The organism is Bradyrhizobium sp. (genome assembly GCF_035935975.1).
Lineage (GTDB): Bacteria > Pseudomonadota > Alphaproteobacteria > Rhizobiales > Xanthobacteraceae > Bradyrhizobium.
In genome coordinates, this window is the sequence record NZ_DASYWN010000013.1 from 201,784 (window position 1) to 224,825 (window position 23,042).

The following is a 23,042-nucleotide window of genomic DNA, read 5'->3' on the forward strand; positions in this document are numbered from 1 at the left end:
CGCGCATTCGTGTCAGCTTTTCCGCAGGATGACGTGATAATCGCCGCGGCGGACATCGGTGCCGCGCGGCAGCACGGCGTTGAGCATGGCGGCACCGGCATCGACCAGAGCCGCGAACAGCGGCTTGCGCTGTCGCATCTCGGGATAGCGGGGGCTTTCGACCTCGCGGCGATAGATCATCTCGAGGCCGTTGGCGGCCGCGAACGCCTCGAGCCGAGGCAGGGTCACCAGCGGGTGGAAAAAGGTCGGGAACGGCGGCTCGCCCGGCAGGCCGGCATCCTTGATGCCGCGGATATTCCGGTAGAACCAGACGTGAAACCAGTGCGGCGAGTATTTGGTGACGACGCCGGACAGCGAACGCGGATTGGGCGCGCCGATCAGGATCATCCCGCCAGGCTTGAGCGCGTCGCGGAAGTTCAATAGCGCAGCATCGACATGAGGCAGATGCTCGATCACGTTGTAGCAGATGACGAGATCGAAGCTTCCGGATCCGAAGCGATAGGTCTGAACGTCGCCGAGGATCGCCTCGTCCGCATAGGTGTTGTTGCGGACCTGGTCCTCGTCGATGTCGACGACGCTGACCTTGCTGCGGCTCAGCAACTCCGGCGGCAGAACGCTGCAGGAGCCGCCACCGGCCTCGTAGGTCGCGAGCTGGCCCTGCGGCAATTTCCGGCGCAGCACGTCGTGGACGGCGAGCAGGCTGTCGCGGGCTTCGCCGGGGACGAGATCGTGCAGCGCCTCGGCGGGGGCAGCGGTGGGGATGTCGATCGCCGTGGCTGTCGCGAAATCGATCGTGGCTGGCTTGTTCATTGTCTCTGACCGCGCTTGTTCTATTCAAATTTACAGGAAAAATGTCGCATGCCCGAAGAGCAAATCCGATGCCGTCGCGCTTCACCGGTCGCGGTGCTTACGGCCGGGTTAATGCGCATGGGCGTTAACTACGGCATTGTCCGCTTCGCGCCGTCACTGAACGCTGGACTGCGAATTGCAGTACCACGTGCGTATGGATTTGCGGGAGAAAGGCGCGAAAGCGGTTAAGCGTATGATGGTACGTCTGCATGGCCGCGAGATCCGCAAGGCGCTGCCGTTTGATGCCTCGATCGCGCCGGTCACTTTGGCACGCATCTGTCCCGCGGTGCTGTGCCGTCGCGGGACGGCGGCGGCGCATGCGATCGACGCAGGGCTTTCTCAACATATCTCGGGCATTTAGAGCGGAATGACATTGATCCCGACAGACCTGTCCGCCAGCCGGATCTCGGATGCCGTGCGCGATCCCAACCGCGAGATCGCGGCGAGCTCGCACGTCATCGACTTGTCCGTCGGCATCGTCGTCTGCATTCCCTGCTTCCGCCGCCCGCAGCATCTGCGGCTGACGCTGGACTCGCTGGCGAACCAGCGCACGCCGCGGTCCTTTGCCGTCGTCATGGTCGAGAACGATGCCGCAGGGCGCGCGAGCGCGCCGGTTGCCGCGGAGTATCTGGCCGACGGGAGGCTGCAGGGCATCTGCCTCGTCGAGCAGCGGCAGGGCAATTGCCAGGCAATCAACGCCGCGTTCGAGACGGCCCAGACGCTGTTTCCCGCCGCGACCCGCTTCCTGATGATCGACGACGACGAGATCGCCTCGCCCGACTGGCTGGAACTGATGGTCCGCACCGCGGAGGCGACCGGCGCCGACGTGGTCGGTGGACCTGTTCTGCCGGTCTTCGACGACGACAGCCAGCCATGGCTTGCGCGCCATCCCGCTTTCTGTCCGGCCTATGACTACACCGGAGCGGTGCCGTTGATCTATGGCTGCGGCAATTGCCTGATCACGCGCGCGGCGTTCGAGCGGCTCGGCAATCCGGCCTTCGATCTGCGCTTCAATTTTCTCGGCGGCGGCGATTGCGACTTCTTCGTGCGCTGCCGCGATGCCGGCATGATCTTCCACTGGACGGCCGAGGCCGTCATCACCGAGACCGTGCCGGAGAACCGCACCAGCTTCAGCTGGATCGCAAAGCGCGGCCTGCGCATCGGCGCGATCAACTATCGTGTGCAGTACAAGGCGGCACAGGGAGCGGGCGCCAGAGCACGCGTGTTTGCGCAAATGCTCGGACGGCTGCCGCTGTCGCTGGTTCGCTCCGCGCGCCTGTTCGCGACATCGAAAGCGGTCGTCGCCATGCATCCGGCGCTGGTCGCGATCGGCTCCATGCTTGCCGCGTTCGGCTTCGCGCCGAAGCCCTACGAGGCCTCGAAGATTGTCTCCTGACGCTGCGGACTAGATGCCAAAGCAGGCGAAGACGACCCTGATCGCGGAACGCGGCAGGGCCTTGAGTGACCTGCGTCCGACGATCGCGAGATAAGCCAGGGCATCGCGATATCGGCGGAAACGGATCGCCTGCATCGCTGAATAGGTCACGAGATGAATCTCGGCGGACTGACGCAGTCCGGCCGCAGCCCTCTCGGGCAGTCTTGCCAGGATCAGCCCGTCGTCGAAGATGCGTTCGACGGCCGGGAAAAAATCGTGCGGCGTCCGCATCGCGGCGTTCATGGTATTGGCCGTGTGCACGCGATAGTCGAGCAGCAGCTTCGGCGCGAACGCGAACTCGCCAATGGCCGCGAGGCGGCACCAGCAGTGCCAGTCCTCGCAATATCTGAGCGAGGTATCGAAGCCGCCGATGGCACGAAAAGCCTCCGCCCGTGTGAGCGCGATGCCGCCATTGACGATGAAGTTGCCGGCCGCGAGCCGCGCCAGCACGTCGCCGGACGGCTTGCGGCGTCCCTTCAACAACTCGCGCCGGCCGATCTGCCGTCCCTCGCTGTCGATCGTATTGTAGTCGCCATAGACGAGAACGGCGCGGGGAGCACGGCGCGCGGCCGCCAGCAAGGCTGCCACCGCGCCGGGACGCAGGCGATCGTCGGCATCGAGAAAGATCAGCCAGTCGCCGCTCGCATGTCGCGCGCCGAGATTGCGCGCGGACGAAACGCCGGCGGAATCGTTGGTCATCAGGCGCAGCCGCGGATCGCTGACGGCGCGGACGATCGCGATCGTGTCGTCGGTCGAGTCGTCGTCCACGACGATCACCTCGGTGACCTCGTCCTGCGCCAGCGCGCTCGCGATGGTTTCGCCGACATAGGCGGCAACGTTCTTGGCGGGAATGACGACGGACACCGACGCAACGGGGATCAGCGGTCGCTGGAGACGTGCGACTGTCGCCGCGCGCGGCGCGGCGGGGGCTTCGAGAACGTCGTCGGCTGTGCTCAAGCTGCGGCTCGTCCTTAACGATCTGTTAACCTGGGCGCATCTGCGCGGCTGCTGCGGATGATACCCGCATTACGGCGAATTCGTTTCCGGGAAGCCGCGTGCGAGGCCGGTTTCGTCAATTAGCGTTAAGCCGTTGGCATTAAGCCTGTCGGAAACTTCGAGCAGTGCGACAGCCGGTCCCATGCGAGAATGCGCGACCTGCTGCCGCGGATGGACCCAGTGCCCGCAAAGACATTCGACTACGATCCCGACGACATGGTCCTCAACCTGTTCTACGAGGACAAGGACGATCGCTGGTTTCCCGGCGACCGGCATCTGCGGCGCATGGCGCGCCGCATGCTGTTCGGCGAGCCCAGGATGAGCGGGCAGCTGCGCGTGTTCCTCAATCTCTGTGCGGGCCTCGACCGGCTCGGCATCCGCTACCGCGTCAACGATTACGGCTACATCGCGCAGCATCCCGAGGAAGTCGCCTGCATCATCGGCCGCACTTTCCTGCTCGACAAGTTCGCGTGGAAGAACCCGATCCTGCTCGGTGTCGCCGCCCACAATCATCCGCTCGACGACCCGGACCTGTTCAAGCGGCTGCCGGTGAAGAAGGTGGTGGTGCCCGGCCCGTGGTACGTCGACATGTACCGCCCGCATTGGCCCGAGACCGAGGCCTGGCCGGTCGGCATCGACACCGATCTCTGGTCGCCGTCGCGCGCCGCGCAGAAATCCGTCGACGTCCTGATCTACGACAAGGTGCATTGGGATCGCGAGCGCTATGCGCCCGACCTGATCGAGCCCGTCCGCGCCCGGCTCCGCAAGGAGGGGCGCACGTTCACGCAGCTGCGTTACGGCAGCTACAAGGAAGAGGACTATCAGGCCGCGCTGGCGTCTTCGCGCGCGATGATCTTCCTGTGCCAGAACGAGAGCCAGGGCATCGCCTATCAGCAGGCGCTGTCCTGCGGCGTGCCGGTGTTCGCCTGGGATCCCGGCGGACCGTGGCGCGACCCCGACTATTATCCGCACCGCGTGCAGTTCGCGCCGGTGTCGTCGGTGCCCTACTGGGACGACCGCTGCGGTGCCAAATTCGTCGACACCGCCACCTTCGAGGCGGGCTGGGACGATTTCTGGGCCGGCTGCGCCGAGAGCAAATTCGATCCGCGCGGCTTCGTGCTCGACAATCTCACGCTGGAGCAGCGCGCGCTGCAATATTACGAGATCGCACGGAGCGTGGCGCGGCAGCAGAAGGTGTCCGCGACCTCCGGCATGCTGGTTGACGGATGGTTAACGGGGATGGGCTAAGACCTGGGGCTTGCTTCCCCGGGTTCATCACACCGGCTTTGAGCCATGGATCGCAGCGCCGCTGACATGACCGACGTCGAGGCCCGATCGCTCGGCCACCTCCTGCGCGACGGCCTGTCCGGGCTCAATGCTCTGCAGGCGGCGCGCTGCCTCATCGTGGTTGCGGCGCTGCTGCTCGTGCTGGTGACGCTCGATCCGTTTCCGGACCTGCGCAATCCCGATGTCGCCACCGTCGTCGGCGGGCGAATGGCGCTCACCTATGTCTCATGGGGCCTGCTGGCTGCGGTCGCGGTGCTGTTCGTCGCCGCCACCGATGCGCCCGCGCTGAAGAGCCTGGTGACGCCGCTGCATCTCTGCCTCGTCGGCTGGCTTTTGATCAACATCGTCTTCTCCGAGAGCCGCGGGGTTTCGATGCAGCGCTTCGTACTGGCGGCCAGCGTGACGTCGATCGCGGTTCTGATACCGCTGTTGCCGCCGACGCAGCGCAGCTTCAACCAGTGCCTCGGCGCGGCCGCCCTTGCGTTGCTTGCGCTGTGCTATCTCGGAATCGTCCTCGCGCCGCAATATTCGATCCACACCGCGCTCGACATCACCGAGCCGCAGCTCGCCGGCGACTGGCGCGGCAGTTTCGGCCACAAGAACGTCGCCTCGCCCGTGATGACCATCCTGGTCTATGTCGGCATCTATTTGTCCGCCGTCGGCTCGTTCGTGATGGGACCGGCGATCGCGGCGCTGGCCGGCCTGTTCCTGGTCTTCACTGGCGGCAAGACGTCGTCGGTGCTGTGCCTTGCGATCTATGGTCTGGCATCGCTGGTCTACGTCACGCGAAACCTGTGGCTGAAGCGGATGGTCTGCTTCGTACCGCTGATCGTGATGAACCTGCTGACGGTCGGCAGCGTCATGAGCCCGTCGCTCGGCGCGATGACGCGGCTGCTGCCGCTCGATCCCACCTTCACCGGCCGTTCCGAGATCTGGGAGTTCGCGCTCGCGGCCGTCGCCGAGAAGCCGATCATCGGTCACGGCTATGCGGCGTTCTGGGACGATGTGACCGAGCGCCAGACCGCTGCGGGCTCCGAATGGGCGACATCTGCGGCGCATAGCCACAACAGCTATCTCGATCTCGCCGTCACCATCGGCCTGCCGGGGCTGCTGCTGGTCGTCCTCGTCTTCGTGCTCGCCCCGCTCCGCAATTTCCAGACGGTCCAGGCGCACAATCGCAGCAACGCGCTGGGCAAGCTGTTCCTGACCATCTGGCTGTTCGGCCTGTATTTCGGGACGACCGAGACCTTCCTGCTGGAACGCCAGAATCCGGTCTGGTTCATGTTCGCGCTCGCCGTCGCCGGCCTGCATTTCCTGGCGAGGTTCCAGTGCGTCGCGCAGATGGAACCGGGACGCTGACAGTTTGTCGCAGTAGCTCATCTATCGCAGGGCCGGAAGGTGGTATCGGCTTAACGATAAGCAGCGACGTCGCTTGTGATCGGCGGCAAAACATCATCTATCTGGAGACATTCTGTAACTGTATGCGCCGCGGATGACGTTTCTCAGCGTCGAGCAACCAGATGATCGGGTGTCCAGCACGTCGGGAATCGCAGTCGATTTCCTGCGCGACTGGCGGCTGGCCGCATCGCGCCTGAATTCCGGCCATCGCACCGCCTTCCAGCATGGTTACTGGCTCGACGCCTGGTACGCGGCGTTTGAAGACTCTGCGCCGCTGATCGCCGTGATTTCCGATGCCACGACCGGCAAGGACATCGCGGTCGTGCCGATGATCAGCCATGTCAGGCGCGGCATCCGTATCGTCGAGTTCGCCGATCTCGGCGTTTCCGACAACAACGCGCCGATCCTTGCAAGCGATGCGAAGTTCGATGCCGCCGATGCGCGCGCGATCGGTGCCGCGCTGGTCGATGGCTTGCGCACCTTGCCTGACGGCTTCGACCTGTTGCGCCTGAAGAAGATGCCGGCCCAAGTCGGCGGCAAGGTCGGCGGCAAGCCCAATCCGCTGGTCTCGCTAGGCCGCATCGGATCCTGCTCGGTCAACGGCAACCTCGTGCTGATGGGCGACGACTATGCCGACTATCGGGCCTCGATCCGGCGTCTGCAGCTGCCGCGATGCTGGCGCGTCTTCACCCGTCTTGGCAGCGCGAGATTCGAGATCGCCACCGATGCGGCACGCGCGCGCGAGTTCCTCGATGTGATGGACGTGCAGCAGGAGGAGCGGATGAAGCAGCTCGGCTCGCCGTTCGTCCTCAACGACGACGTCCACGCCGCCTTTTATCGCGAGGTGGCGCGGCAAGGCGCCGCCGAGGGTTATGCCGTCGTCTCGGCGCTGGTCTGCGACAAGGGAATCGTCGCCACCACGCTCGGCGTCCGCTACGGCGCGACCTATTTCCTGCTGCGCATCAGTCATACCGGCAGGACCTGGGCGAACTTCTCGCCCGGGCTGCTCGTGACCGAACGCACCATGGAGGCGCTGCATGCGCAGGGCGTGCGCCGCTTCGATCTCAGCGTCGGCAATCAGGACTACAAGCGCCGGTTGGGCGCCGAGCAGGTGCCGCTGACCGATGTCAGCGTCGCGCTGTCCTGGCGCGGCCTGCCCTTTGCCTGGCGCGACCTTGCCGCGCAAGGGCTACGCCGCCATCCGAGGCTCGCCGCATTTGCGGCGCGGGTGATGGGCAAGCGGGCGCGCTGACGCAACGCCGGTTGTCTCGCGGTCATCTCCGAAGGCCTGCACAAAACGCCTCCAGCAACGCCCGGCCCTGCGGCCAGTCACCGAGTCCGCTCGACGCATTGATGTGGCCGAGTGCGCCCGCCACGATCAAGCCGCACTGCCAGTCGCGCGCCTGCCGCTCCGTCGTCGCGAGCGCGCCGTAGGGATCATCCGTGCTGGCAATGATCAGCGATGGAAATCGCAGCGCGCTCATTGGGACCTGTCTGAATGCGGCGGCTTCTGCGGGAAAATTGCGGCCGTCCGGATCGGGGACCGCGACCAGGAATGCGCCTGCAATCGCAGTGGGGAAGCGAAGAGCCCAGTGCGCCACCAGCAGGCAGGCGAGGCTGTGCGCGACCAGCACCGGCGGGCTCTTGCTGCGCGCGACCGCGCGCTCCAGCGATTGCGCCCAGTCGTCGAGGTCCGGCTGGTCCCAGCTTGCCGGCTGAAATCTCGTAACGCGCGCGTCAGCGCGCTCCCACAAGGTCTGCCAATGGGTGTCTCCGGAGCCGCCGAGGCCGGGCAATGTGATGATGTCGTGCATGATCGTCTCGTGATATCTGATGTGCATGCAGTGTGGCCGATCCCGGTCCCGCATCACATGGCAAGTCATCGGCGCAATCGGGCATTGGCCGATGATCTCAAGGCGGAATGGAGAATTTCGTTGGATCGCTTCGGGAGCATCGATGCCAAGGATCTGAAGATCCTGGAGGCGTTGCAGGCCAATGCGCGCGTGCCGTTATCCGAGCTCGGCCGTTCTGTCGGGCTGTCCCAGCCGGCGATCTCGGAGCGGGTGAAGCGGCTCGAGGAAGCCGGCATCATCGAAGGCTACGGCGCCCGCATCAACCCGCGCGCCCTCGGGCTCGGCCTGATGGCGCTGGTTCGCCTGCGTACCTCGCATGAGCATATCAAGACCTGCCTCAAGCGGTTCAGCGAGATCCCCCACATCATCGAGGTCCATCGTGTGACCGGCGATGACTGCTTCGTGCTCAAGGTGCTCGTCCCCGCGCCGGAAGACCTCGAGACCATCGTCGATCGCATCGCCGGTTTCGGCGCGGTGACGACCTCGCTGGTGCTGCGGAGCGAGCCGCCGCGGCCGATCGGTAGAGACCTCGTCAGGAAGAAAGCGGAACGCTCCTAGACGGCGCTGACATCACGCAGGCCCAGCAGGTCACGTCCGCTTCACGCGTTCGTGCAGCCTTCACAGCGAAATCGGCCGCGCGAGGCCCTGAACAGGCTGCGGCAGTACCACCGCCGCGCCAGCGCCTGCGCGGGCTTGCGGATCATCTGCGCGATCAGGAGGAGTTCAAAGGCCATTGCGCATAGATGGGGCGGCATTCCCGAATGAGAATGCCGCCCCTGTCGCATCAGCCATGCAGCTTCTTGGCGGTCTCCGCGATCTGGCGGCCCTGGTAGCGCGCGCCGGCGAGCTCGTTGGCGCTAGGCTGGCGGCTGCCGTCGCCGCCGGTGATCGTGGTGGCGCCATAGGGCGCACCGCCCGTGACCTCGTCGAGCTTCATCTGGCCGGCAAAGCCGTAGTTCATGCCGACGATCACCATGCCGAAATGCAGCAGGTTGGTGATGATCGAGAACAGCGTCGTCTCCTGGCCGCCATGCTGGGTCGCGCTTGCCGTGAAGGCGCCGCCGACCTTGCCGTGCAGCGCGCCCTTGGCCCAGAGCCCGCCGGCCTGGTCGAGGAAGTTGGCCATCTGCGAGGCGATGCGGCCGAAACGGGTGCCGGTGCCGACGATGATCGCGTCGTAGTTCGCGAGGTCCTCGATCTTGGCGACCGGGGCCGCCTGGTCGACCTTGTAATAGGATGCCTTGGCGACCTCGGGCGGCACCAGCTCGGGCACGCGCTTGATGTCGACGGTGACGCCGGCCTCGCGCGCACCTTCGGCGACGGCATTGGCCATCGCTTCGATGTGGCCATAGGCGGAATAATAGAGGACGAGAACTTTGGTCATGGTGGTCTCCGTTGGGATATCGCGATGGGGTGAGTTGTCTGGTTCGCTGTCGTTGCGAAGGAGATGGATGCCCGGTTCGAGGCCGGGCATCACGAGTTGGTGTGGCGGCGGCGCTTACGCGGCGTCGACGAGCACGAGCTCGGTGTCTTCGAGCGCGGTGATCTTCAGCCTGGCCTCGTCGCGGATCGCGGCGCCGTCGCGGGCATTGACGCGCACGCCGTTGATCTCGACGGAACCCGCCGCAGGCACGAGGTACAGATGCCGCGACGTCTGCGGTTCGTACTCCGCGCTTTCGCCGGCCTTCAGCGTTGTGGCGAGCACCCGTGCATCGGCGCGGATCGGCAGCGCGTCGGTGTCACCCTCGATGCCGCTCGCGATGGTGACGAGCTTGCCGGAGCGGTTCGCCTTCGGGAACGGCTTCGAGCCCCAGGTCGGCTGTCCGCCGCGCGCCGTCGGCTCGATCCAGATCTGGAAGATGCGCGTCTGCGTCGGTTCCAGATTGTACTCGGAGTGGCGGATGCCGCTGCCGGCGCTCATCACCTGCACGTCGCCCGCTTCAGTGCGGCCCTCGTTGCCGAGGCTGTCCTGATGGGTGATCGCGCCCTCGCGCACATAGGTGATGATTTCCATGTTGGCGTGGGGATGAGCCGGAAAGCCGGTGTTCGGAGCGATCTCGTCGTCGTTCCACACTCGCAAGGCGCCATGGCCCATGTTGTTCGGGTCATAGTGGCTGGCGAAGGAGAAATGATGTTTTGCTTTCAGCCAGCCGTGATCGGCGCCGCCGAGCTTGTTGAAAGGTCTGAGTTCGATCATTTGCGTAATTCCTTTGAATGGATGGTGGTGGCGCCTGGATCAGGCGCCGAACCCGCCATCGACGTTGAGCACGGTGCCGGTGACGAAGGAGGCTTCGGGGCTTGCGAGGAAGACCACGCCGGCTGCCACTTCCTCGGGACGGCCGAAGCGCTGCAGCGCGTGCTGCTTGCGCTGGGTCTCGGCGAACTCGCCGCCGTCCTTCGGGTTCATGTCGGTGTCGATCGAGCCGGGCTGCACCACGTTGACGGTGATGCCGCGCGGACCGAGGTCGCGTGCAGCGCCCTTGGTGTAACCGACCACGGCCGCCTTGGTGGCGACGTAGTCGGCAAGGCCCGGGAACGAGGCGCGGTCCGCGAGCATCGAGCCGACGGTGACGATGCGGCCGCCTTCACCCATCAATTGCGAGGCCGCGCGGATCGCCGCGATCACGCCATGCACGTTGACCTGGTCCTGCCGCTCCAGCGCGGCCGTATCGGCGTTGGCGTCGTCGATCGCGCCGCCATTGGCGACACCGGCGTTGTTGACGAGGATGTCGAGATGGCCGAATTCCTTGGCAACGTCGTTGACGAGCTTCGTCACGTCCTTCGCCGAAGCCTGGTCGGCCTTGAAAGCGCGGGCCTTGACGCCCTTGGCCTTCAACTCGGTGACGACGGCTTCCGCCTTTTCCGGCGAAGCGACGTAGCTGATGGCGACGTCGGCGCCTTCATCGGCGAGTGCGCGGGCGGAGGCCGCGCCAATGCCGCGCGAGCCGCCTGTGACGAGGGCAACCTTGCCTGAGAGCTTCTTGGTCATTGGATTTCTCCATTCCTGAATTTCTGATGACGCTTGGATAAGCCTCCGCCTGTGGTATAGAAATAGAAACTGTTGAAACGTATTGTTTCCTGAAATATCCTTATTGGACCGATGCCATGGCTAAACTTCCCGATTTCGAGGCGCTCGCGATTTTCGCAAAAGTCGTGGAATTACGGTCGTTTGCGGGGGCCGCGAGCGAGCTTGCGATGTCCAAGGCGACGGTCTCCAAGGCGGTGACCCGGCTGGAGGAGCGGCTCGGCGCCCGCCTGTTCAACCGCACCTCGCGCCGGCTCGCGCTGACCGATGCCGGCCACAAGCTCGCCGACCGCGCCACGCGCCTGCTCGCCGACGGCGAGGCAGCCGAGAACGAGGCGCTGGCGCAATCGGTGGCGCCGCGCGGCCTGGTGCGGCTCGCCGTGCCCATGACGTTCGGCACCAAGGCGGTGGCGCCGCTGCTGCCGGAATTTTTCGAGGCCTATCCGGAAGTCTCGGTCGATCTTCACTTGAGCGATGCGACCGTCGATCTGATCGGCGAAGGCTTTGACATGGCGGTGCGGATCGCGCGGCTGCCGGACTCCTCGCTGATCGCGCGGCGGCTCTTCACCATGCCGCGCTTCACCGTGGCGGCGCCCTCCTACCTGAAGAAGCACGGCCGGCCGACGCATCCGATGCATCTGGCCCAGCACAAATGCTTCAGCTACGCCTATCTCTCTACGCCGAACGTCTGGCACTACACCAATTCGGCCGGCGAGCAGGCGAGCGTGCGTCCGGGCGGCCAGCTCCGCGTCAACAATGGCGAAGCCGTGATGCCCTCGCTGATCGCGGGCCTCGGCATCGCCGAGCTGCCGGAATTCATCGTCGGCGAGGCCATCTCCTCCGGTGCCGTCGAAGTGATCCTGAAAGACTGGAAGCAGGCCGAAGGCGCCGTGCACCTCGTGACCCCTCCCGGCGGCCCGAGGCCCGCACGCGTCGAGGCGCTTGGGGATTTTCTGGCGGCGAAGCTGCCGGGCACGTGCAAGCGTGTGGCGAAGAAGAAAACGTCGGCCAGTGTGGTCAAGGTCAAATGATGCTATTCTCTACGCGTTTGCCGAATGCCAACGTGCCTCATGCAGTGCCGCGCGGTGACAAGCAAGAACCAGAGAAACATTGTCATTTGTCTTATCGCCTTGGGGATGGCGTGCTTCCTTGGGCAAGGTTTGATCGCGAGCTCCGCGCCGGACTTCCTGAATGAAATTGAGCTTCCGAACTCGCTCGGATCGATGAGACTCGCGGCCCCCGACGGCCGTGTATTCATCGTCAGCGAACCTCTGGGACGCGTGCAGCGCTATGGGCCGTCAGGGTTCGAACGAGGGTTTCAGGTTCATGCAGGCGGCGGCACCTTCGATGCCGGGATTTCTCCGTCGGGCGAAGTTCTCTTATGCTTGGGACGTTCGCACGAGTTGGTCAGACTTGACCAGGACGGCAGAGAGACCGGTCCCCGGCAGTCTTGCGCACGTAACGTATGGGGAGACGATCGAATCCCTTTTCTCAATCACTACGCTGCGCGCGTCCAAGTACCCTTGATCGCGTTTAGCTGGATTGCCGCTATGGCGGTCCCGCTCTGGCACCCCTTTACAGCGTGGCTGTTGATGATGGTCGGGATTTTGCTATCCTATTATTTCCGTTTCCGTGAGGCCAAGGCCGATAGTGCCAAGCATGATGGCATCGGAGAGCGGAAGGTAACTTGATCACGACACCTTCACGCCGTCGATCGCGACAACCCGCAAGTTCGGCTTCAGCGTCCCCTCCAGTTGCGCCTTCAACTCGTGAACGCGCGGATCGCTCGAGCGTGCGGCGCACACACCGTATTGATGGACCGACTGCGCCAAGGCGCGCCGCGCTTCCGGCGTCCGCGTCAATTCGGGCGTTGAAAGCCGCAGGACGATCGCTGCGAGATTGACCAGCATTTCGTCCAGGGCGACGTCGATGGTCGCAAGATTCCGCATCACACACTCCATCAAGAGGGCAACGGCGGGTTCACGGATGCGTTCCGGTAGAGGCCTGACATGGTCAATGCTTCGTTAACGCCTTGTTCTTGCCGCGCGGCGCGCTAGGCTGGCGACACAAAAGAAAATCGGGGGGTAGGGGACCATGATGGATCGACGCAATCTCTTGCGTGCGGCTGCGGCGCTGCCGCTGCTGCGGGCTGCTGTGCCTGACAAGGCCTTCGCGCAAACCTATCCGGTGCGTAACATCACCATGATCGTGCCGTTTCCGGCCGGCGGCCAGGCCGATCTCGCGGCGCGCCCGGTGGCGATGGCGCTGGAGCGGATCCTTGGCAAGCCCGTCATCGTCGACAACCGCGCCGGAGGCGGCGGCGGATCGGTCGGCAATGCCGCCGCCGCCCGCGCCGAGCCGGACGGCTACACGCTGCTGATGACGCTGTCGTCGCTCGCGGTGCTCCCCGAGGCCGACCGTCTGTTCGACCGGCCCGTCGCCTACGAGGTCTCGCAGTTCATGCCGATCGCGCGCGTGCTCGCCGATCCCACGCTGCTCGCGGTGCCGGCCTCGGCGCCGTGGAAGACGGCGCAGGAGTTCGTCGAGGACGCCAAGAAGCGTCCGGGCCAGATCACTTACGGCTCGTCCGGACCCTACGGCACGCTGCATGTGGCGATGGAGATGTTCGCTAATAGCGCCGACATCAAATTGCTACACGTGCCGTTCCGCGGCGCGGGCCCGGCATTGACCGCGCTGCTCAGCGGCACGGTGCAGGCGATCGCGGCGGCGCCCGGCACGCTGAAGCCGCAGGTCGACGACGGCAAGCTGCGCGTGCTCGGCAATTGCGGCGCACAGCGCATCGCAAGCTTTCCGGATGTGCCGACCTTCCAGGAACTCGGCTACAAGGATGTCGAGATGTACATCTGGGCCGGGCTCTTTGCACAGCGTTCGCTTCCCGCGCCGATCGCGACCCGCCTGCGCGAGGCGATGGCGCAGGTGATGACGAGTCCCGATGTGCTTAAGGCGTTCGAAACCTCGGGCAGCCTCGTCGCTTATCAGGATGCGCCGGCCTTCTCGCAATTCGTCGCGACCGACAGCCAGCGGCTGATCGCGGCGGTCAAGAAGATCGGCAAGGTCGAGTAGGTTCCGCCGCGCTTTCACGTTTTGTTGTTGGTCCAGAACCGGCTCTCGCCTCATTGATTGATGAGAATTGGAGGGATTCGGGAAGGATCGACATATGCGAACAGAGCGGATTGCGCTGGGTGTGGCGCTTGCGATCGGCGGCATCGTCGCGCAGAGCGCCACCGCCGAAGAATATCGCGGGACCATGGAACAGCAGATGGCCTGCACGCCGGATGTGTGGAGGTTGTGCAGCGATCAGATCCCGGATGTGAGCCGCATCACGGCTTGCCTGCAGGCGAACACGCCGCAGCTCTCGAGCGGCTGCCGGGCGGTGTTCCAGTCCAATAACCAGATGCCACCGCAGCAGCCGGTTCCGCGTGGCCGCGCCGCGCCGCCGCCGCGCTACAACGCTGCGCCGCCGCCTCCACCGCCGCAGCCGCGGCCATATAATGATGATGACGATTAGCGCTGACTGCGCATGATCCGGAGAAGCTGCGGTCGTGCCGCTTCGTTAGCGCTCGCCCCTGCGGTCCGACTCGGGTCGATGTCCAAGCACCATCCGCAGGGCGACGCCGAAGAGAATGGCGGCGACTGGCCAGTGGAACCAGATCCTGTGCGCGCCCGTGAACAGATTGATCAGAATCAGGAAGACCGACACCGTGAGGGCCACTGCCACCGGGCGGGGCAGTTTTCCCAACCAATCCCAGACGATATTCGTCGGCAAGGATGGCTCGCGCCTGTCTTCCATCAGCGGGGCACGCGCTCTCTCCGCAGGCGTTGCGTCTTCGATCGGGAAGCTCCCTCGCCCTGCGGTTTGGCCACCCAGGGTCAACCGATAGCTGGTCAGCGGGGCGATGTTCTTCATGGGGCGCTGGCCGAGACAGTCGAAGCCGACAGATAGTTTGTTGTGCACCTGATCGTAGACGGAGCTCGAGATCACGACACCGCCGGGTTCAGCGAGTTCTTGCAGTCGCGACGCGATATTGACGCCATCGCCGTAGATGTCGGACCCGTCCACCATCACATCACCGAGGTTGATGCCGATGCGAAACCGCATCGAGCTCGCCTGGGGTGCGTCCGAATCCTGATTGGAGATTTCCTGCTGAATCTCGACCGCGCATTGCACGGCCTCGACGACGCTGGCGAATTCGGCGATCACGGCATCGCCCCAGGTGTTGACGATGCGACCGTCATGACGCTCGACCAATCGCGCAATGGCCGTGCGGTAGCGGCGGAGCGTCTCCAACGTTCCGGCCTCGTCCGCTTCCATGAGGCGAGAATAGCCGTACACGTCAGCGCACAGCACGGTGGTCAGTCGTCGTTTCACCTTGTCGTCGGTCATGGTCCCCATGCTAGCCGCCCTGACCGCCAAATGCATCAGGCATCGTGTCCCGGCCTGGGGTCAACGACTGATCGTGGCGCCGGGCCGTGACAGAAGTGCAACGAATTGCTGCCGGCCACGCCCGTCTTACGGCCTGACCTCGCAGACGTCGACCCATTCGGCAGCGGTCAACTCCGCCATCCGGTCAGGCGTGATGCGCACCGCGCTGTGGGTCGAGCCCGCAGCCGGCACCACCACGTCGAACGCCTTCAGCGAGACGTCGCAATAGATCGGCAGCGGCGATTTCAGCCCGAACGGGCAGACGCCGCCGACTTCGTGGCCGGTGATCTCGGCGACCTCCTCCAGCCCCAGCATCTTCGGCTTGCCGCCGAACTGCGCCTTCACCTTCTTGTTGTCCATGCGCGAGGTGCCGGCGGCGACGATCAGGATCACGCGCTCGCCGACGCGCAAGGACAGCGTCTTGGCGATCCGCCCGGGTTCGACGCCATAGGCCTCGGCGGCCAACGGCACGGTCGCGGAGCTGATCGGGGATTCGATGACGGAGATGTCGGGGGCTTTCTCGGCGAAGAAGGCGCGAACGGATTCCAGGCTCATTCAGGTCTCACGGGCAGGCAATGATCTCTAAAGCATGATCCGGAAAAGTGCGCAGCGCTTTTCCGCAAAGATCATGCTCAAACGACAACCTCAAGCGCGATGACGATTCATCCAAATCTCATCGCGCGTCAGGCAATCCCCAGCAACTCGGAGAGTGCGCGGACGCGGTGGTCCGGCGCAAAGCCAAGCTCGTCCATCTGGGTGCGGATCGCCCTGAACATCGTCAGCGGTGCCACGAGTTCGTTCTCGACGCAAGCCAGCGCCATCGCCTCCGGCGTCACCCGCTCGATCCAGGCGACGTTCAGCCCGAACGATTTCGCGCCTGCGACGTCCCAGGGGTTGGAGGAGACGAACAGGACCTCATCAGGCGCGGTGCCGAGCGTCTCGCCGATCAGCTCATAGGCCTCCGGGCTCGGCTTGAAGACCTTCTTTGCATCGACGCTGATGGTGGCATCGAGCAGGCGGTCGAGCCCGGAGTTGCGCACCAGCGCATTCAGCATGTCGGGGCTGCCGTTGGAGAGGATGGCGAGCTTTCGCGGCTTCAGCGCTGTGAGCGCTGTGGCTGCATCCGGATAGAGGTCGAGATGCAGATATTTGTCGATCACGCGCTCGAAGGTAACAGCCTCATAGGCAAGTCCGAGCAGGCGCAGCGTATAGGCGAGCGAGTCGCGGGTCACAGCGGCAAAATCCTGGTAGCGCCGCATCAGCGAGCGCAGCCAGGTGTATTCGAGCTGCTTGATCCGCCAGACCTGCGTGATGATCTCGCCATAGCCCGGGAACGCATCCTCGGTGATATCAGCGACCGACTGGATGTCGTAGAGCGTTCCGTAGGCGTCGAACACGACGGCTTTGATGCTCATTGGCTGTCCTTTCGGGCCGTTGCGATCGCAAGAACTCCGCTTGGGGAAATGCGCATAATCGTCAGCTTACCAAAGCACAGCGGAAGTCCGCCCTGCAAGAATGATCGGCGGCTTGTGACCCTTAGCTCCCGGCGCGCGCGCTCGCGTGGTGATGCCGCCGCCTTGCTCGCGCCGACACACGCGAGTAGGATCGCGAGGTCTACCGCTCTCGTGGAACGCCGCTGACAATGGCAGAGTTGATACAATCGAGAATCTGCAAGGGGTGCTGGGAACAGATGCACGTTCCGGTGCCGATTCGCGGTGTGATTTCGGTGCCATTTCGCGCGTTTGGCGTTCGTCCGAGCCGAATGAACCCCAATACCTGCACGATCTGCGAGCTGATGTTCGCGAAGGTCATGCGAGCCCGCAAGATCACCATCGACGCAACCATCATGTTCGCTGACCTGCGCGGTTACACCAGCCTGTCGCAGTCGCAGTCGTCGGATGCCGTCTCGAGCTTGCTCGACGCATTCTACGACGAATGCGCGAACGCGATCTGGGCGCACGATGGGATCCTCAACAAGACGATCGGCGATGCCGTCATGGCCGTCTTCAATTTTCCCCTGGTGCGCAACGAGCATGCGGGGAACGCTGTGCGCGCTGCACGGGACATTCAGCAAAACTGGCGCGGACGTCGCGAGGCGCTTGTTACAGCCTATGGCATCAATGCAAGCGAACTTGGGATCGGCATCGGCATCCACTCCGGCGCACTCAGTTTCGGCGAGTTCGGCCACGCCCATCGCGACCTGACGGCGATCGGCACGGTGGTAAATACCGCCTCGCGGGCCCAGTCAGTTGCCGAGGCCGGCCAGATACTGGTGACGCAGGAAGTGTTTCAGCGCGCCCAACCGGATCTGAAGGACAGCCACTCGAAGACATTCCAGCTCAAGGGATTCAATGCCTCGATCGAGCTTTACGCCGCCTAGCGCAGTCGGCCCGCACTGTCGAAGTCCGGTTTGCCGTCCGCAGAACTTCTCGAAGAGTACTGGCGAAACGATGTTCATCAAATTCTTGGACAAGGGCGACAGGCGTGCAAGCCGGTACTATGCAGTTCACCGCGGTTTCAACGGAGGATGTTAGGACTACTCGGTGAACGAGTTCGACCAGTAGATCGCAGCGGGAAGAGCGTTCTTGAGCGTTACTCGTGGACAGGTCCGTCGATCTCTCGCACCGTTGGTTGTGACGATTGGGTCAGCTTCTGGCCCCAAGCCGCGGCTGGTTGGTGTCTGCGTTATTCCGCCGCTGTTAGGGACTAAGCGGACATCCGTCGAATGGATCAAACCGACGCGAATGACCCGAAGCGGACATTCTGCTCCCCACTCCGAGCGTCACTTCCCGTCATCCTGGCGACTTCGGACCGACCGGAGTGAGCGAGACCCTGACAAACCGCAACTCCTTGACGCGACCATCATCGATCAACAAGGCATTGCATGCGCCGTCGTCCGTGCAGGCGAATCGCAGATTTCCGATCGGAAAGGCCGCCCCAAAAGTGTCAGTCCCGACGGGCATCAAATCGATGTCTCCTCTTGGATGGTGGACCTTTAGCACGCCATCGCTAACGAACACATCATATATGACGCCGAGTTCTGCGCTGTAGAATTGGCCCTCGTAGGCTTTGAGCCGCTCCAGTTTGGGCTTGGTAATCGCGATGCGCCTCAGAGGAAGGCTTGCGCCGTTCTGGTTGAGGACGGCGTTCTGAGCCTGCCCGCCTTCCACTGTCTCGTCAAAGACGACTTCTGCTGGAACCACTCTCAAGCGGAAGGCGATGTTTGAGACGGCGTACATTGGAAACGATGGCTGGCCGGTGGCGCGCGTGACGAGATGGTCATTATCCTTGCTAAAGGAAATGATGAATCCCGGCCTGAGTTCATAGTCGCCGACGTAGGCGTCGAGGACCTTGGGATCAACCACGACTTCCGGCTTGTCGCCGAAAGCTGGCTTGTCAGGCGTAGGCTGGAGCTGATCCTTGAGATAGATGTCGGCGATCGCGAATGAGAGCGCCGCAGGGTTCAGGTCTCCCGCGTTGGCAAGGACTACGACCGAGAAGTGTTGGTCTGGAAACCTGAGAATATTGGTTCGATATGCCGCATCACCGCCGGCGTGCTCAACCATCCTAAGCCCGCGGTATTTGCCGATGGACAGGCCAGAGGCGTAGGCGATTTCCGTGCCGGAATTGAGTTTACCCCTCTCCTGCATCTGTGCCAGGAGCGCCAGGCCACCGACCTCGCCGGTGTAGAAGTTCTCGTCCCAGCGCGCCAAGTCGCCGACCGTTGAAAATAGGCTGGAAGGCCCAACCGTCGAATAGGTGAGCGCTACATATTGATAATTCCCATCCCGCCGCCGCCCGTAGGAATAGGCTCGGTCCTTGACGACCACACCGTAGTTGTCCTGGAAGTGTGTATGAGACATACCCAGAGGATCGAAGATGCGCTCCTTCGCAAACTCGGGCAGCATCTTACCAGATACCTGCTTCACCACCATTGCGAGCAACGTGTAGCCGCTGTTGCTATAGAGAAACTGATCGCCGGGTTTGAAGTTCAACTCGGTTTGCTGAAACAGCACGCGGGCGACATCATCATCGGTAATCTCGTCGTCAAGCCGCCATCCTGCGAGGGCCAGAAGGTTCCATTGATCTCGTATTCCGCTCGTGTGATGGAGCAGATGGCGGATCGTGATAACCTTGCCGAAGTCGTGCAACTTCGGAACGTATTTGCGCACGTCGTCGTCGAGAGACAATTTTCCATCTTGCGCGAGGAGGTAAATCGCGAAGGCGGTGAACTGCTTGGAGACCGAGGCTAAGTGAAACACAGTCGCCGGCGTGTTTGGCACGCCATACTCCAGATTGGCCGCGCCATAGCCTTTGCCGTAGATGATTTCACCGTTCTGAATGACGGCGATGGAAGCGCCGGGCGAGCCCGATCCGGTCCATTGTGCAAATAGCTGATCGACGGCGCGCTCCATTGATGTAGCCTCCTCCGCCTCAGCGCCAGAGACGCGAGGTCCCAAAAGACAGAGAGCCGCAACAGCGATCGCTACGATCCTAGCCGGCATTCTACTTCCCCATTGACGCGCAAAGGTTGCACTGCGGATCGGAAATCGCAAGCTCACCGATGTCGAAAATTGGCCCAAGCCGGACTCAGCACGAGTTGCACCAATACGCCGCTATCCGGAGCGGAGCAGACCTCGGCCGAAGTGCAGCACAAGCTAGACGGTCGGCTGACGTGCTCGCCGCGTCCAGGTCTCCCGCTCGGCGAAGACCTTGCTGACCTCCGCCATGTGCTCCGTGCCCCATGAGCAGAGCGGCACCAGCGCCTCGGCAAGGCTGCGGCCCAAACCGGTGAGGCTGTAGTCCACCCGCGGAGGCACCTCCTTGTAGTCGGTCCGCTTCACGAGGCCATCGGCCTCCAGCTCCTTCAGTTGCTGGATCAGCATCTTGTCGCTGACGTCGCGCACGGCGCGCCGGAGCTCGCCGTAGCGGGTCGGGCCGTCCTGGGCGAGGAAGTAGAGGATCAGCGGCTTCCACTTGCCGGAGATCACCCGCAAGGTCGCGTCGAGGCCGCAGGTGAAGCCGGGCAGTGTCGGTGTGCAGCGCTGGACCGACAGTGGTGTCTGCGCCGGTGGAGAGATCGGGTCTGAATCATCGAGCGACATTTTTTGGGCACTTACCAAAAGGTGCATACTTGTCGATAGGTGGGTGGGCCGCCAGCTCAGTGCAACCCTAATGAAGGAGCACATCATGGGCAGACTACAAGGCAAGACGGCGGTGGTGACGGGCGGCGGGACCGGCATCGGACTTGGCGCGGCGAAACGGTTCGTCGATGAAGGCGCGTTCGTCTATCTGTTCGGACGGCGGCAGGAGCCGCTCGATGCCGCCGTGGCGCAGCTCGGATCCTCGGCGCGCGCCATCAGGGGCTCGGTGACGGATCTGTCCGACCTCGACAGGCTGTATGCGGCGGTGAAGGCCGAACGCGGCGGGGTCGACATTCTGTTCGCCAATGCCGGGACCGGGTTGTTTGCCCCGCTCGGCGAGATCACGGTCGAGCATTACGATCAGATCTTCGACGTCAATGTGAAGGGGCTGGTGTTCACGGTGCAGAAGGCTCTGCCGCTGATGACGAAGGGATCGTCGATCATCCTGACCGGTTCGAGCACGGGGGTGATGGGGACGCCGCAGTTCAGCATCTATAGCGCGACCAAGGCCGCGATCCGCAATCTGGCGCGGAGCTGGGCGCTGGACCTGCGCGGCACGGGCATCCGGGTCAATGTGCTGTCGCCGGGGCCGATCAAGACGGAACTGGCGCTGGAGATCGTCGGCGAGGAAGCGTTCGATGCGCTCGGAAGCGCCACGCCGATCGGGCGCGTGGGCGATCCGGCCGAGACCGGCGCGGTGGCTGCGTTCCTGGCGTCCTCGGACAGCAGCTTCATGACCGGCGGCGAAGTTTTCGCCGACGGCGGTCTGGCGCAAGTCTGAGATCTTGCGTGCGAGGGCTTCGGTCGTTGGATCGAAGCCCTCTGCGCTGCTGTTCCGACGCTTCCCGGATTTCGCGCACGCTCCTTCAACAAATCGTCATCTCATCGACCCTCGCGCAGCGGATTGACACTGCTCCTCGTCAGGCGTTCTATTCGGAGCACGGGGATTTGCGATCTCCCCGCGAGGCGACATGCCCAAGTATCGCGTCCTGGTATCAAGGACGCCGCATGTCTTCTTACACCTCGATCTCATCAGAAAAATTGTTCCGTCATGTTGGTGCCCCCAGCGCGCCGTCGCTCGTCGATGTCCGTATCGACGAGCGACGCGCGGCCGACTTGCGCATTCGACAAGACGGCGAGCGCCGCAAGCAAGCGAGCACATGGGACGCGTTGGGGACGACGATCAAGTGGAGGACGCCATGACCACCAATACCGACCGCCGGGACTTCGTCAGGGGCGTGGGGGCCGCCGCGGCGTCGGCCGCCATGCTCGCGGGGACGCAAGCCCTTGCGCAAGCCAGTCAGCCAACAGGAGCGAAGCCAATGACATATCAGTCCAAGCCGATGCCGTTCGATCCGAAATCCATTGCCGGCATCTCGGAAAAGGTGCTCGTCAGCCATTACGAGAACAATTATGTCGGCGCCGTAAAGCGGCTCAACGCGATCGGAACGCAGCTCGCCGAGCTCGACTTCGCGAAAGCCCCGAATTTCATCATCAACGGCCTGAAGCGCGAGGAGCTCATCGCGTCAAACTCGATGATCCTCCATGAAATCTATTTCGACGGGCTCGGCGGTGCCGGCAAGCCGAGCGCTGCACTGGCCGACGCGATCGCACGCGATTTCGGCAGCATGGAGCGGTGGCGCGCGGAGTTCTCCGCCATGGGCAAGGCCGAAGGCGGCGGCTCCGGCTGGGTGATTCTTTCCTACTCGCCGCGCGACAAGCGGCTCGTCAACCAGTGGGCCGCCGACCACACGACGACGCTGGCCGGCGGACGCCCCGTGCTGGTGCTCGATATGTACGAGCACGCCTATCACATGGACTACGGTGCTGCGGCCGCAAAGTATGTCGACATCTACATGGAAGCGATCAAATGGGACAACGCCGCGGCACTGTACGATCAATACAGGCGGGAAGCCTAGACGTCGTGAAAAGAATGAGTGTGGCGCTGCTGGGAGCGGCGCTGCTTCTATTGTCGGTGGGAGGAAACGCGATGGCGGAAACTGTCAATTTTGACAACGCAGCAACCGGCGCAGCGCCCGAAGGCTGGATTCTGACGATGACGGGGCGTGGCCAGCCTCAATGGACCGTCGAGGTGGAATCGACGGCGCCAAGCAAGCCCAACGTCCTGAAACAGTCCGGTCAGGCGACGTTTCCAGTGGCGCTCAAGAACGGCACCCGCATCCTGGACGGGTTCGTCGAGGTCAAGTTCAAGGCCATCGCAGGCTCCGAGGATCGTGCGGCCGGTATTGTCTGGCGCGCCAGGGATGCCGACAATTACTATGTCGTGCGGGCCAACGCGCTTGAAGACAATGTCGTGCTCTACAAGACGATCAAGGGAGTTCGCAGTGCGCTCGATATCGTCGGCCGGAAGGGCGGCTATGGCGTCAAGGTATCGGTGCCATCAGGTCAATGGCATTCGTTACGTTGCGAGTTCGCGGGAACGCTGTTCAAGATAAGCTACGACGGCAAGCCGATGTTCGAGGTCGAGGACGAATCGATCAGGGACGCCGGCATGATCGGCCTGTGGACCAAGGCCGACAGCGTCACCGTATTCGACGACCTGATTTATGGTGCGCTGAACTAGGCTACCGTCGGCGTCGACCTGATCACG

Annotated in this window: 27 protein-coding genes; 15 read left to right on the plus strand and 12 right to left on the minus strand. The window is 63.6% G+C overall.

All coding sequences use genetic code 11. The features are described 5' to 3' along the window. Nucleotides 1-12: 12 nt before the first annotated feature. On the minus strand, nucleotides 13-810 hold the full coding sequence (locus VGR99_RS06595; protein WP_326897519.1) for a class I SAM-dependent methyltransferase: 798 nt from the start codon (nucleotides 808-810) through the stop codon (nucleotides 13-15). Nucleotides 811-985: 175 nt separating this feature from the next. On the opposite strand from VGR99_RS06595, the gene VGR99_RS06600 reads away from it, so the two are divergent. Then, the gene (locus VGR99_RS06600; RefSeq protein WP_326897520.1) at nucleotides 986-1,210 is read left to right on the plus strand and encodes a hypothetical protein; all 225 of its coding nucleotides are present in this window, start codon (nucleotides 986-988) and stop codon (nucleotides 1,208-1,210) included. Between the two features lie 6 nt (nucleotides 1,211-1,216). Continuing rightward, a complete protein-coding gene (locus VGR99_RS06605) occupies nucleotides 1,217-2,245 on the plus strand; it encodes a glycosyltransferase family 2 protein (protein ID WP_326897521.1) in 1,029 nt (342 codons plus the stop codon). 9 nt (nucleotides 2,246-2,254) lie between these two features. On the opposite strand, the gene VGR99_RS06610 is transcribed toward VGR99_RS06605, so the two are convergent. After that, nucleotides 2,255-3,241: a glycosyltransferase gene (locus VGR99_RS06610; RefSeq protein ID WP_326897522.1), complete on the minus strand. Its 987-nt coding sequence runs from the start codon at nucleotides 3,239-3,241 to the stop codon at nucleotides 2,255-2,257. Nucleotides 3,242-3,460: 219 nt separating this feature from the next. Between VGR99_RS06610 and VGR99_RS06615 the strand changes: the two genes are divergently transcribed. From VGR99_RS06615 to VGR99_RS06625, 3 genes are all read left to right on the plus strand, one after another. After that, a complete protein-coding gene (locus VGR99_RS06615) occupies nucleotides 3,461-4,528 on the plus strand; it encodes a glycosyltransferase family 1 protein (RefSeq protein WP_326897523.1) in 1,068 nt (355 codons plus the stop codon). Nucleotides 4,529-4,573: 45 nt separating this feature from the next. Then, a complete protein-coding gene (locus VGR99_RS06620) occupies nucleotides 4,574-5,926 on the plus strand; it encodes an O-antigen ligase (protein ID WP_326897524.1) in 1,353 nt (450 codons plus the stop codon). 133 nt (nucleotides 5,927-6,059) lie between these two features. Then, the gene (locus tag VGR99_RS06625; RefSeq protein WP_326897525.1) at nucleotides 6,060-7,217 is read left to right on the plus strand and encodes a GNAT family N-acetyltransferase; all 1,158 of its coding nucleotides are present in this window, start codon (nucleotides 6,060-6,062) and stop codon (nucleotides 7,215-7,217) included. Between the two features lie 22 nt (nucleotides 7,218-7,239). On the opposite strand, the gene VGR99_RS06630 is transcribed toward VGR99_RS06625, so the two are convergent. After that, a complete protein-coding gene (locus VGR99_RS06630; protein WP_326897526.1) occupies nucleotides 7,240-7,779 on the minus strand; it encodes an RBBP9/YdeN family alpha/beta hydrolase in 540 nt (179 codons plus the stop codon). A gap of 120 nt (nucleotides 7,780-7,899) precedes the next feature. Here VGR99_RS06630 and VGR99_RS06635 point away from each other — a divergent pair, with 120 nt between their 5' ends. Then, nucleotides 7,900-8,376, plus strand: coding sequence for an Lrp/AsnC family transcriptional regulator (locus VGR99_RS06635; protein WP_326897527.1), 477 nt, complete (start codon nucleotides 7,900-7,902; stop codon nucleotides 8,374-8,376). A 226-nt stretch (nucleotides 8,377-8,602) separates the two neighbouring features. Here VGR99_RS06635 and wrbA read toward each other — a convergent pair whose 3' ends face one another. The 3 genes from wrbA to VGR99_RS06650 form a co-directional block, all read right to left on the minus strand. After that, entirely contained in the window at nucleotides 8,603-9,202 is a 600-nt protein-coding gene (gene wrbA / locus VGR99_RS06640; RefSeq protein WP_326897528.1) for an NAD(P)H:quinone oxidoreductase, read from the minus strand. A gap of 114 nt (nucleotides 9,203-9,316) precedes the next feature. Continuing rightward, the gene (locus VGR99_RS06645) at nucleotides 9,317-10,015 is read right to left on the minus strand and encodes a pirin family protein (RefSeq protein ID WP_326897529.1); all 699 of its coding nucleotides are present in this window, start codon (nucleotides 10,013-10,015) and stop codon (nucleotides 9,317-9,319) included. 39 nt (nucleotides 10,016-10,054) lie between these two features. Further along, nucleotides 10,055-10,807 (minus strand): SDR family NAD(P)-dependent oxidoreductase, encoded by a 753-nt coding sequence (locus VGR99_RS06650; RefSeq protein ID WP_326897530.1) that lies wholly within the window; start codon nucleotides 10,805-10,807, stop codon nucleotides 10,055-10,057. 116 nt (nucleotides 10,808-10,923) lie between these two features. Between VGR99_RS06650 and VGR99_RS06655 the strand changes: the two genes are divergently transcribed. Together VGR99_RS06655 and VGR99_RS06660 are read left to right on the plus strand one after the other, a co-directional pair. Further along, a complete protein-coding gene (locus tag VGR99_RS06655; protein ID WP_326897531.1) occupies nucleotides 10,924-11,874 on the plus strand; it encodes a LysR family transcriptional regulator in 951 nt (316 codons plus the stop codon). Nucleotides 11,875-11,928: 54 nt separating this feature from the next. After that, the gene (locus VGR99_RS06660; protein ID WP_326897532.1) at nucleotides 11,929-12,534 is read left to right on the plus strand and encodes a hypothetical protein; all 606 of its coding nucleotides are present in this window, start codon (nucleotides 11,929-11,931) and stop codon (nucleotides 12,532-12,534) included. On the opposite strand, the gene VGR99_RS06665 is transcribed toward VGR99_RS06660, so the two are convergent. Then, a complete protein-coding gene (locus VGR99_RS06665; protein ID WP_326897533.1) occupies nucleotides 12,535-12,792 on the minus strand; it encodes a hypothetical protein in 258 nt (85 codons plus the stop codon). Between the two features lie 148 nt (nucleotides 12,793-12,940). Here VGR99_RS06665 and VGR99_RS06670 point away from each other — a divergent pair, with 148 nt between their 5' ends. Together VGR99_RS06670 and VGR99_RS06675 are read left to right on the plus strand one after the other, a co-directional pair. Continuing rightward, the gene (locus tag VGR99_RS06670) at nucleotides 12,941-13,927 is read left to right on the plus strand and encodes a tripartite tricarboxylate transporter substrate binding protein (RefSeq protein WP_326897706.1); all 987 of its coding nucleotides are present in this window, start codon (nucleotides 12,941-12,943) and stop codon (nucleotides 13,925-13,927) included. A gap of 94 nt (nucleotides 13,928-14,021) precedes the next feature. Then, the gene (locus VGR99_RS06675; RefSeq protein WP_326897534.1) at nucleotides 14,022-14,372 is read left to right on the plus strand and encodes a hypothetical protein; all 351 of its coding nucleotides are present in this window, start codon (nucleotides 14,022-14,024) and stop codon (nucleotides 14,370-14,372) included. 45 nt (nucleotides 14,373-14,417) lie between these two features. Here the strand turns inward: VGR99_RS06675 and VGR99_RS06680 are convergent, their stop codons facing one another. The 3 genes from VGR99_RS06680 to VGR99_RS06690 all read right to left on the minus strand — a co-directional run bounded on the left by VGR99_RS06680 (nucleotide 14,418) and on the right by VGR99_RS06690 (nucleotide 16,702). Beyond that, nucleotides 14,418-15,248, minus strand: coding sequence for an adenylate/guanylate cyclase domain-containing protein (locus VGR99_RS06680; RefSeq protein ID WP_326897535.1), 831 nt, complete (start codon nucleotides 15,246-15,248; stop codon nucleotides 14,418-14,420). A gap of 126 nt (nucleotides 15,249-15,374) precedes the next feature. Next, a complete protein-coding gene (locus VGR99_RS06685) occupies nucleotides 15,375-15,842 on the minus strand; it encodes a YbaK/EbsC family protein (protein ID WP_326897536.1) in 468 nt (155 codons plus the stop codon). A 128-nt stretch (nucleotides 15,843-15,970) separates the two neighbouring features. Beyond that, nucleotides 15,971-16,702 (minus strand): haloacid dehalogenase type II, encoded by a 732-nt coding sequence (locus VGR99_RS06690; protein WP_326897537.1) that lies wholly within the window; start codon nucleotides 16,700-16,702, stop codon nucleotides 15,971-15,973. Between the two features lie 236 nt (nucleotides 16,703-16,938). Between VGR99_RS06690 and VGR99_RS06695 the strand changes: the two genes are divergently transcribed. Next, a complete protein-coding gene (locus VGR99_RS06695; RefSeq protein WP_326897707.1) occupies nucleotides 16,939-17,667 on the plus strand; it encodes an adenylate/guanylate cyclase domain-containing protein in 729 nt (242 codons plus the stop codon). A 412-nt stretch (nucleotides 17,668-18,079) separates the two neighbouring features. Here the strand turns inward: VGR99_RS06695 and VGR99_RS06700 are convergent, their stop codons facing one another. Beyond that, complete coding sequence (locus VGR99_RS06700; protein ID WP_326897538.1) at nucleotides 18,080-19,702, minus strand: serine hydrolase; 1,623 nt, start codon at nucleotides 19,700-19,702, stop codon at nucleotides 18,080-18,082. Nucleotides 19,703-19,945: 243 nt separating this feature from the next. Next, nucleotides 19,946-20,392, minus strand: a complete 447-nt coding sequence (locus VGR99_RS06705) for a winged helix-turn-helix transcriptional regulator (protein WP_414645095.1) — start codon at nucleotides 20,390-20,392, stop codon at nucleotides 19,946-19,948. A gap of 85 nt (nucleotides 20,393-20,477) precedes the next feature. Here VGR99_RS06705 and VGR99_RS06710 point away from each other — a divergent pair, with 85 nt between their 5' ends. The 4 genes from VGR99_RS06710 (at nucleotide 20,478) to VGR99_RS06725 (ending at nucleotide 23,015) form a co-directional block, all read left to right on the plus strand. Next, complete coding sequence (locus VGR99_RS06710) at nucleotides 20,478-21,212, plus strand: SDR family NAD(P)-dependent oxidoreductase (protein WP_326897539.1); 735 nt, start codon at nucleotides 20,478-20,480, stop codon at nucleotides 21,210-21,212. A gap of 227 nt (nucleotides 21,213-21,439) precedes the next feature. After that, complete coding sequence (locus tag VGR99_RS06715; RefSeq protein WP_326897540.1) at nucleotides 21,440-21,634, plus strand: hypothetical protein; 195 nt, start codon at nucleotides 21,440-21,442, stop codon at nucleotides 21,632-21,634. A gap of 119 nt (nucleotides 21,635-21,753) precedes the next feature. Further along, nucleotides 21,754-22,350, plus strand: coding sequence for a superoxide dismutase (locus VGR99_RS06720; protein WP_326897541.1), 597 nt, complete (start codon nucleotides 21,754-21,756; stop codon nucleotides 22,348-22,350). Further along, nucleotides 22,302-23,015 carry a hypothetical protein gene (locus VGR99_RS06725; RefSeq protein ID WP_326897542.1) on the plus strand — a complete coding sequence of 238 codons (714 nt, stop codon included), beginning with the start codon at nucleotides 22,302-22,304 and terminating at the stop codon, nucleotides 23,013-23,015. Before VGR99_RS06720 ends, VGR99_RS06725 begins: the two co-directional genes overlap by 49 nt. The last annotated feature ends 27 nt before the right edge of the window (nucleotides 23,016-23,042 follow it).

Bases quoted from the DNA above. Each gene is read 5' to 3' on its own strand.
- VGR99_RS06595 (WP_326897519.1), bottom strand. From the start codon at position 810: ATGAACAAGCCAGCCACGATCGATTTCGCGACAGCCACGGCGATCGAC.
- VGR99_RS06605 (WP_326897521.1), top strand. From the start codon at position 1,217: ATGACATTGATCCCGACAGACCTGTCCGCCAGCCGGATCTCGGATGCC.
- VGR99_RS06620 (WP_326897524.1), top strand. From the start codon at position 4,574: ATGGATCGCAGCGCCGCTGACATGACCGACGTCGAGGCCCGATCGCTC.
- VGR99_RS06625 (WP_326897525.1), top strand. From the start codon at position 6,060: ATGACGTTTCTCAGCGTCGAGCAACCAGATGATCGGGTGTCCAGCACG.
- VGR99_RS06630 (WP_326897526.1), bottom strand. From the start codon at position 7,779: ATGCACGACATCATCACATTGCCCGGCCTCGGCGGCTCCGGAGACACC.
- wrbA (WP_326897528.1), bottom strand. From the start codon at position 9,202: ATGACCAAAGTTCTCGTCCTCTATTATTCCGCCTATGGCCACATCGAA.
- VGR99_RS06645 (WP_326897529.1), bottom strand. From the start codon at position 10,015: ATGATCGAACTCAGACCTTTCAACAAGCTCGGCGGCGCCGATCACGGC.
- VGR99_RS06650 (WP_326897530.1), bottom strand. From the start codon at position 10,807: ATGACCAAGAAGCTCTCAGGCAAGGTTGCCCTCGTCACAGGCGGCTCG.
- VGR99_RS06655 (WP_326897531.1), top strand. From the start codon at position 10,924: ATGGCTAAACTTCCCGATTTCGAGGCGCTCGCGATTTTCGCAAAAGTC.
- VGR99_RS06665 (WP_326897533.1), bottom strand. From the start codon at position 12,792: ATGCGGAATCTTGCGACCATCGACGTCGCCCTGGACGAAATGCTGGTC.
- VGR99_RS06670 (WP_326897706.1), top strand. From the start codon at position 12,941: ATGGATCGACGCAATCTCTTGCGTGCGGCTGCGGCGCTGCCGCTGCTG.
- VGR99_RS06675 (WP_326897534.1), top strand. From the start codon at position 14,022: ATGCGAACAGAGCGGATTGCGCTGGGTGTGGCGCTTGCGATCGGCGGC.
- VGR99_RS06680 (WP_326897535.1), bottom strand. From the start codon at position 15,248: ATGACCGACGACAAGGTGAAACGACGACTGACCACCGTGCTGTGCGCT.
- VGR99_RS06685 (WP_326897536.1), bottom strand. From the start codon at position 15,842: ATGAGCCTGGAATCCGTTCGCGCCTTCTTCGCCGAGAAAGCCCCCGAC.
- VGR99_RS06690 (WP_326897537.1), bottom strand. From the start codon at position 16,702: ATGAGCATCAAAGCCGTCGTGTTCGACGCCTACGGAACGCTCTACGAC.
- VGR99_RS06700 (WP_326897538.1), bottom strand. From the start codon at position 19,702: ATGGAGCGCGCCGTCGATCAGCTATTTGCACAATGGACCGGATCGGGC.
- VGR99_RS06705 (WP_414645095.1), bottom strand. From the start codon at position 20,392: ATGTCGCTCGATGATTCAGACCCGATCTCTCCACCGGCGCAGACACCA.
- VGR99_RS06710 (WP_326897539.1), top strand. From the start codon at position 20,478: ATGGGCAGACTACAAGGCAAGACGGCGGTGGTGACGGGCGGCGGGACC.
- VGR99_RS06715 (WP_326897540.1), top strand. From the start codon at position 21,440: ATGTCTTCTTACACCTCGATCTCATCAGAAAAATTGTTCCGTCATGTT.
- VGR99_RS06720 (WP_326897541.1), top strand. From the start codon at position 21,754: ATGACATATCAGTCCAAGCCGATGCCGTTCGATCCGAAATCCATTGCC.
- VGR99_RS06725 (WP_326897542.1), top strand. From the start codon at position 22,302: ATGGGACAACGCCGCGGCACTGTACGATCAATACAGGCGGGAAGCCTA.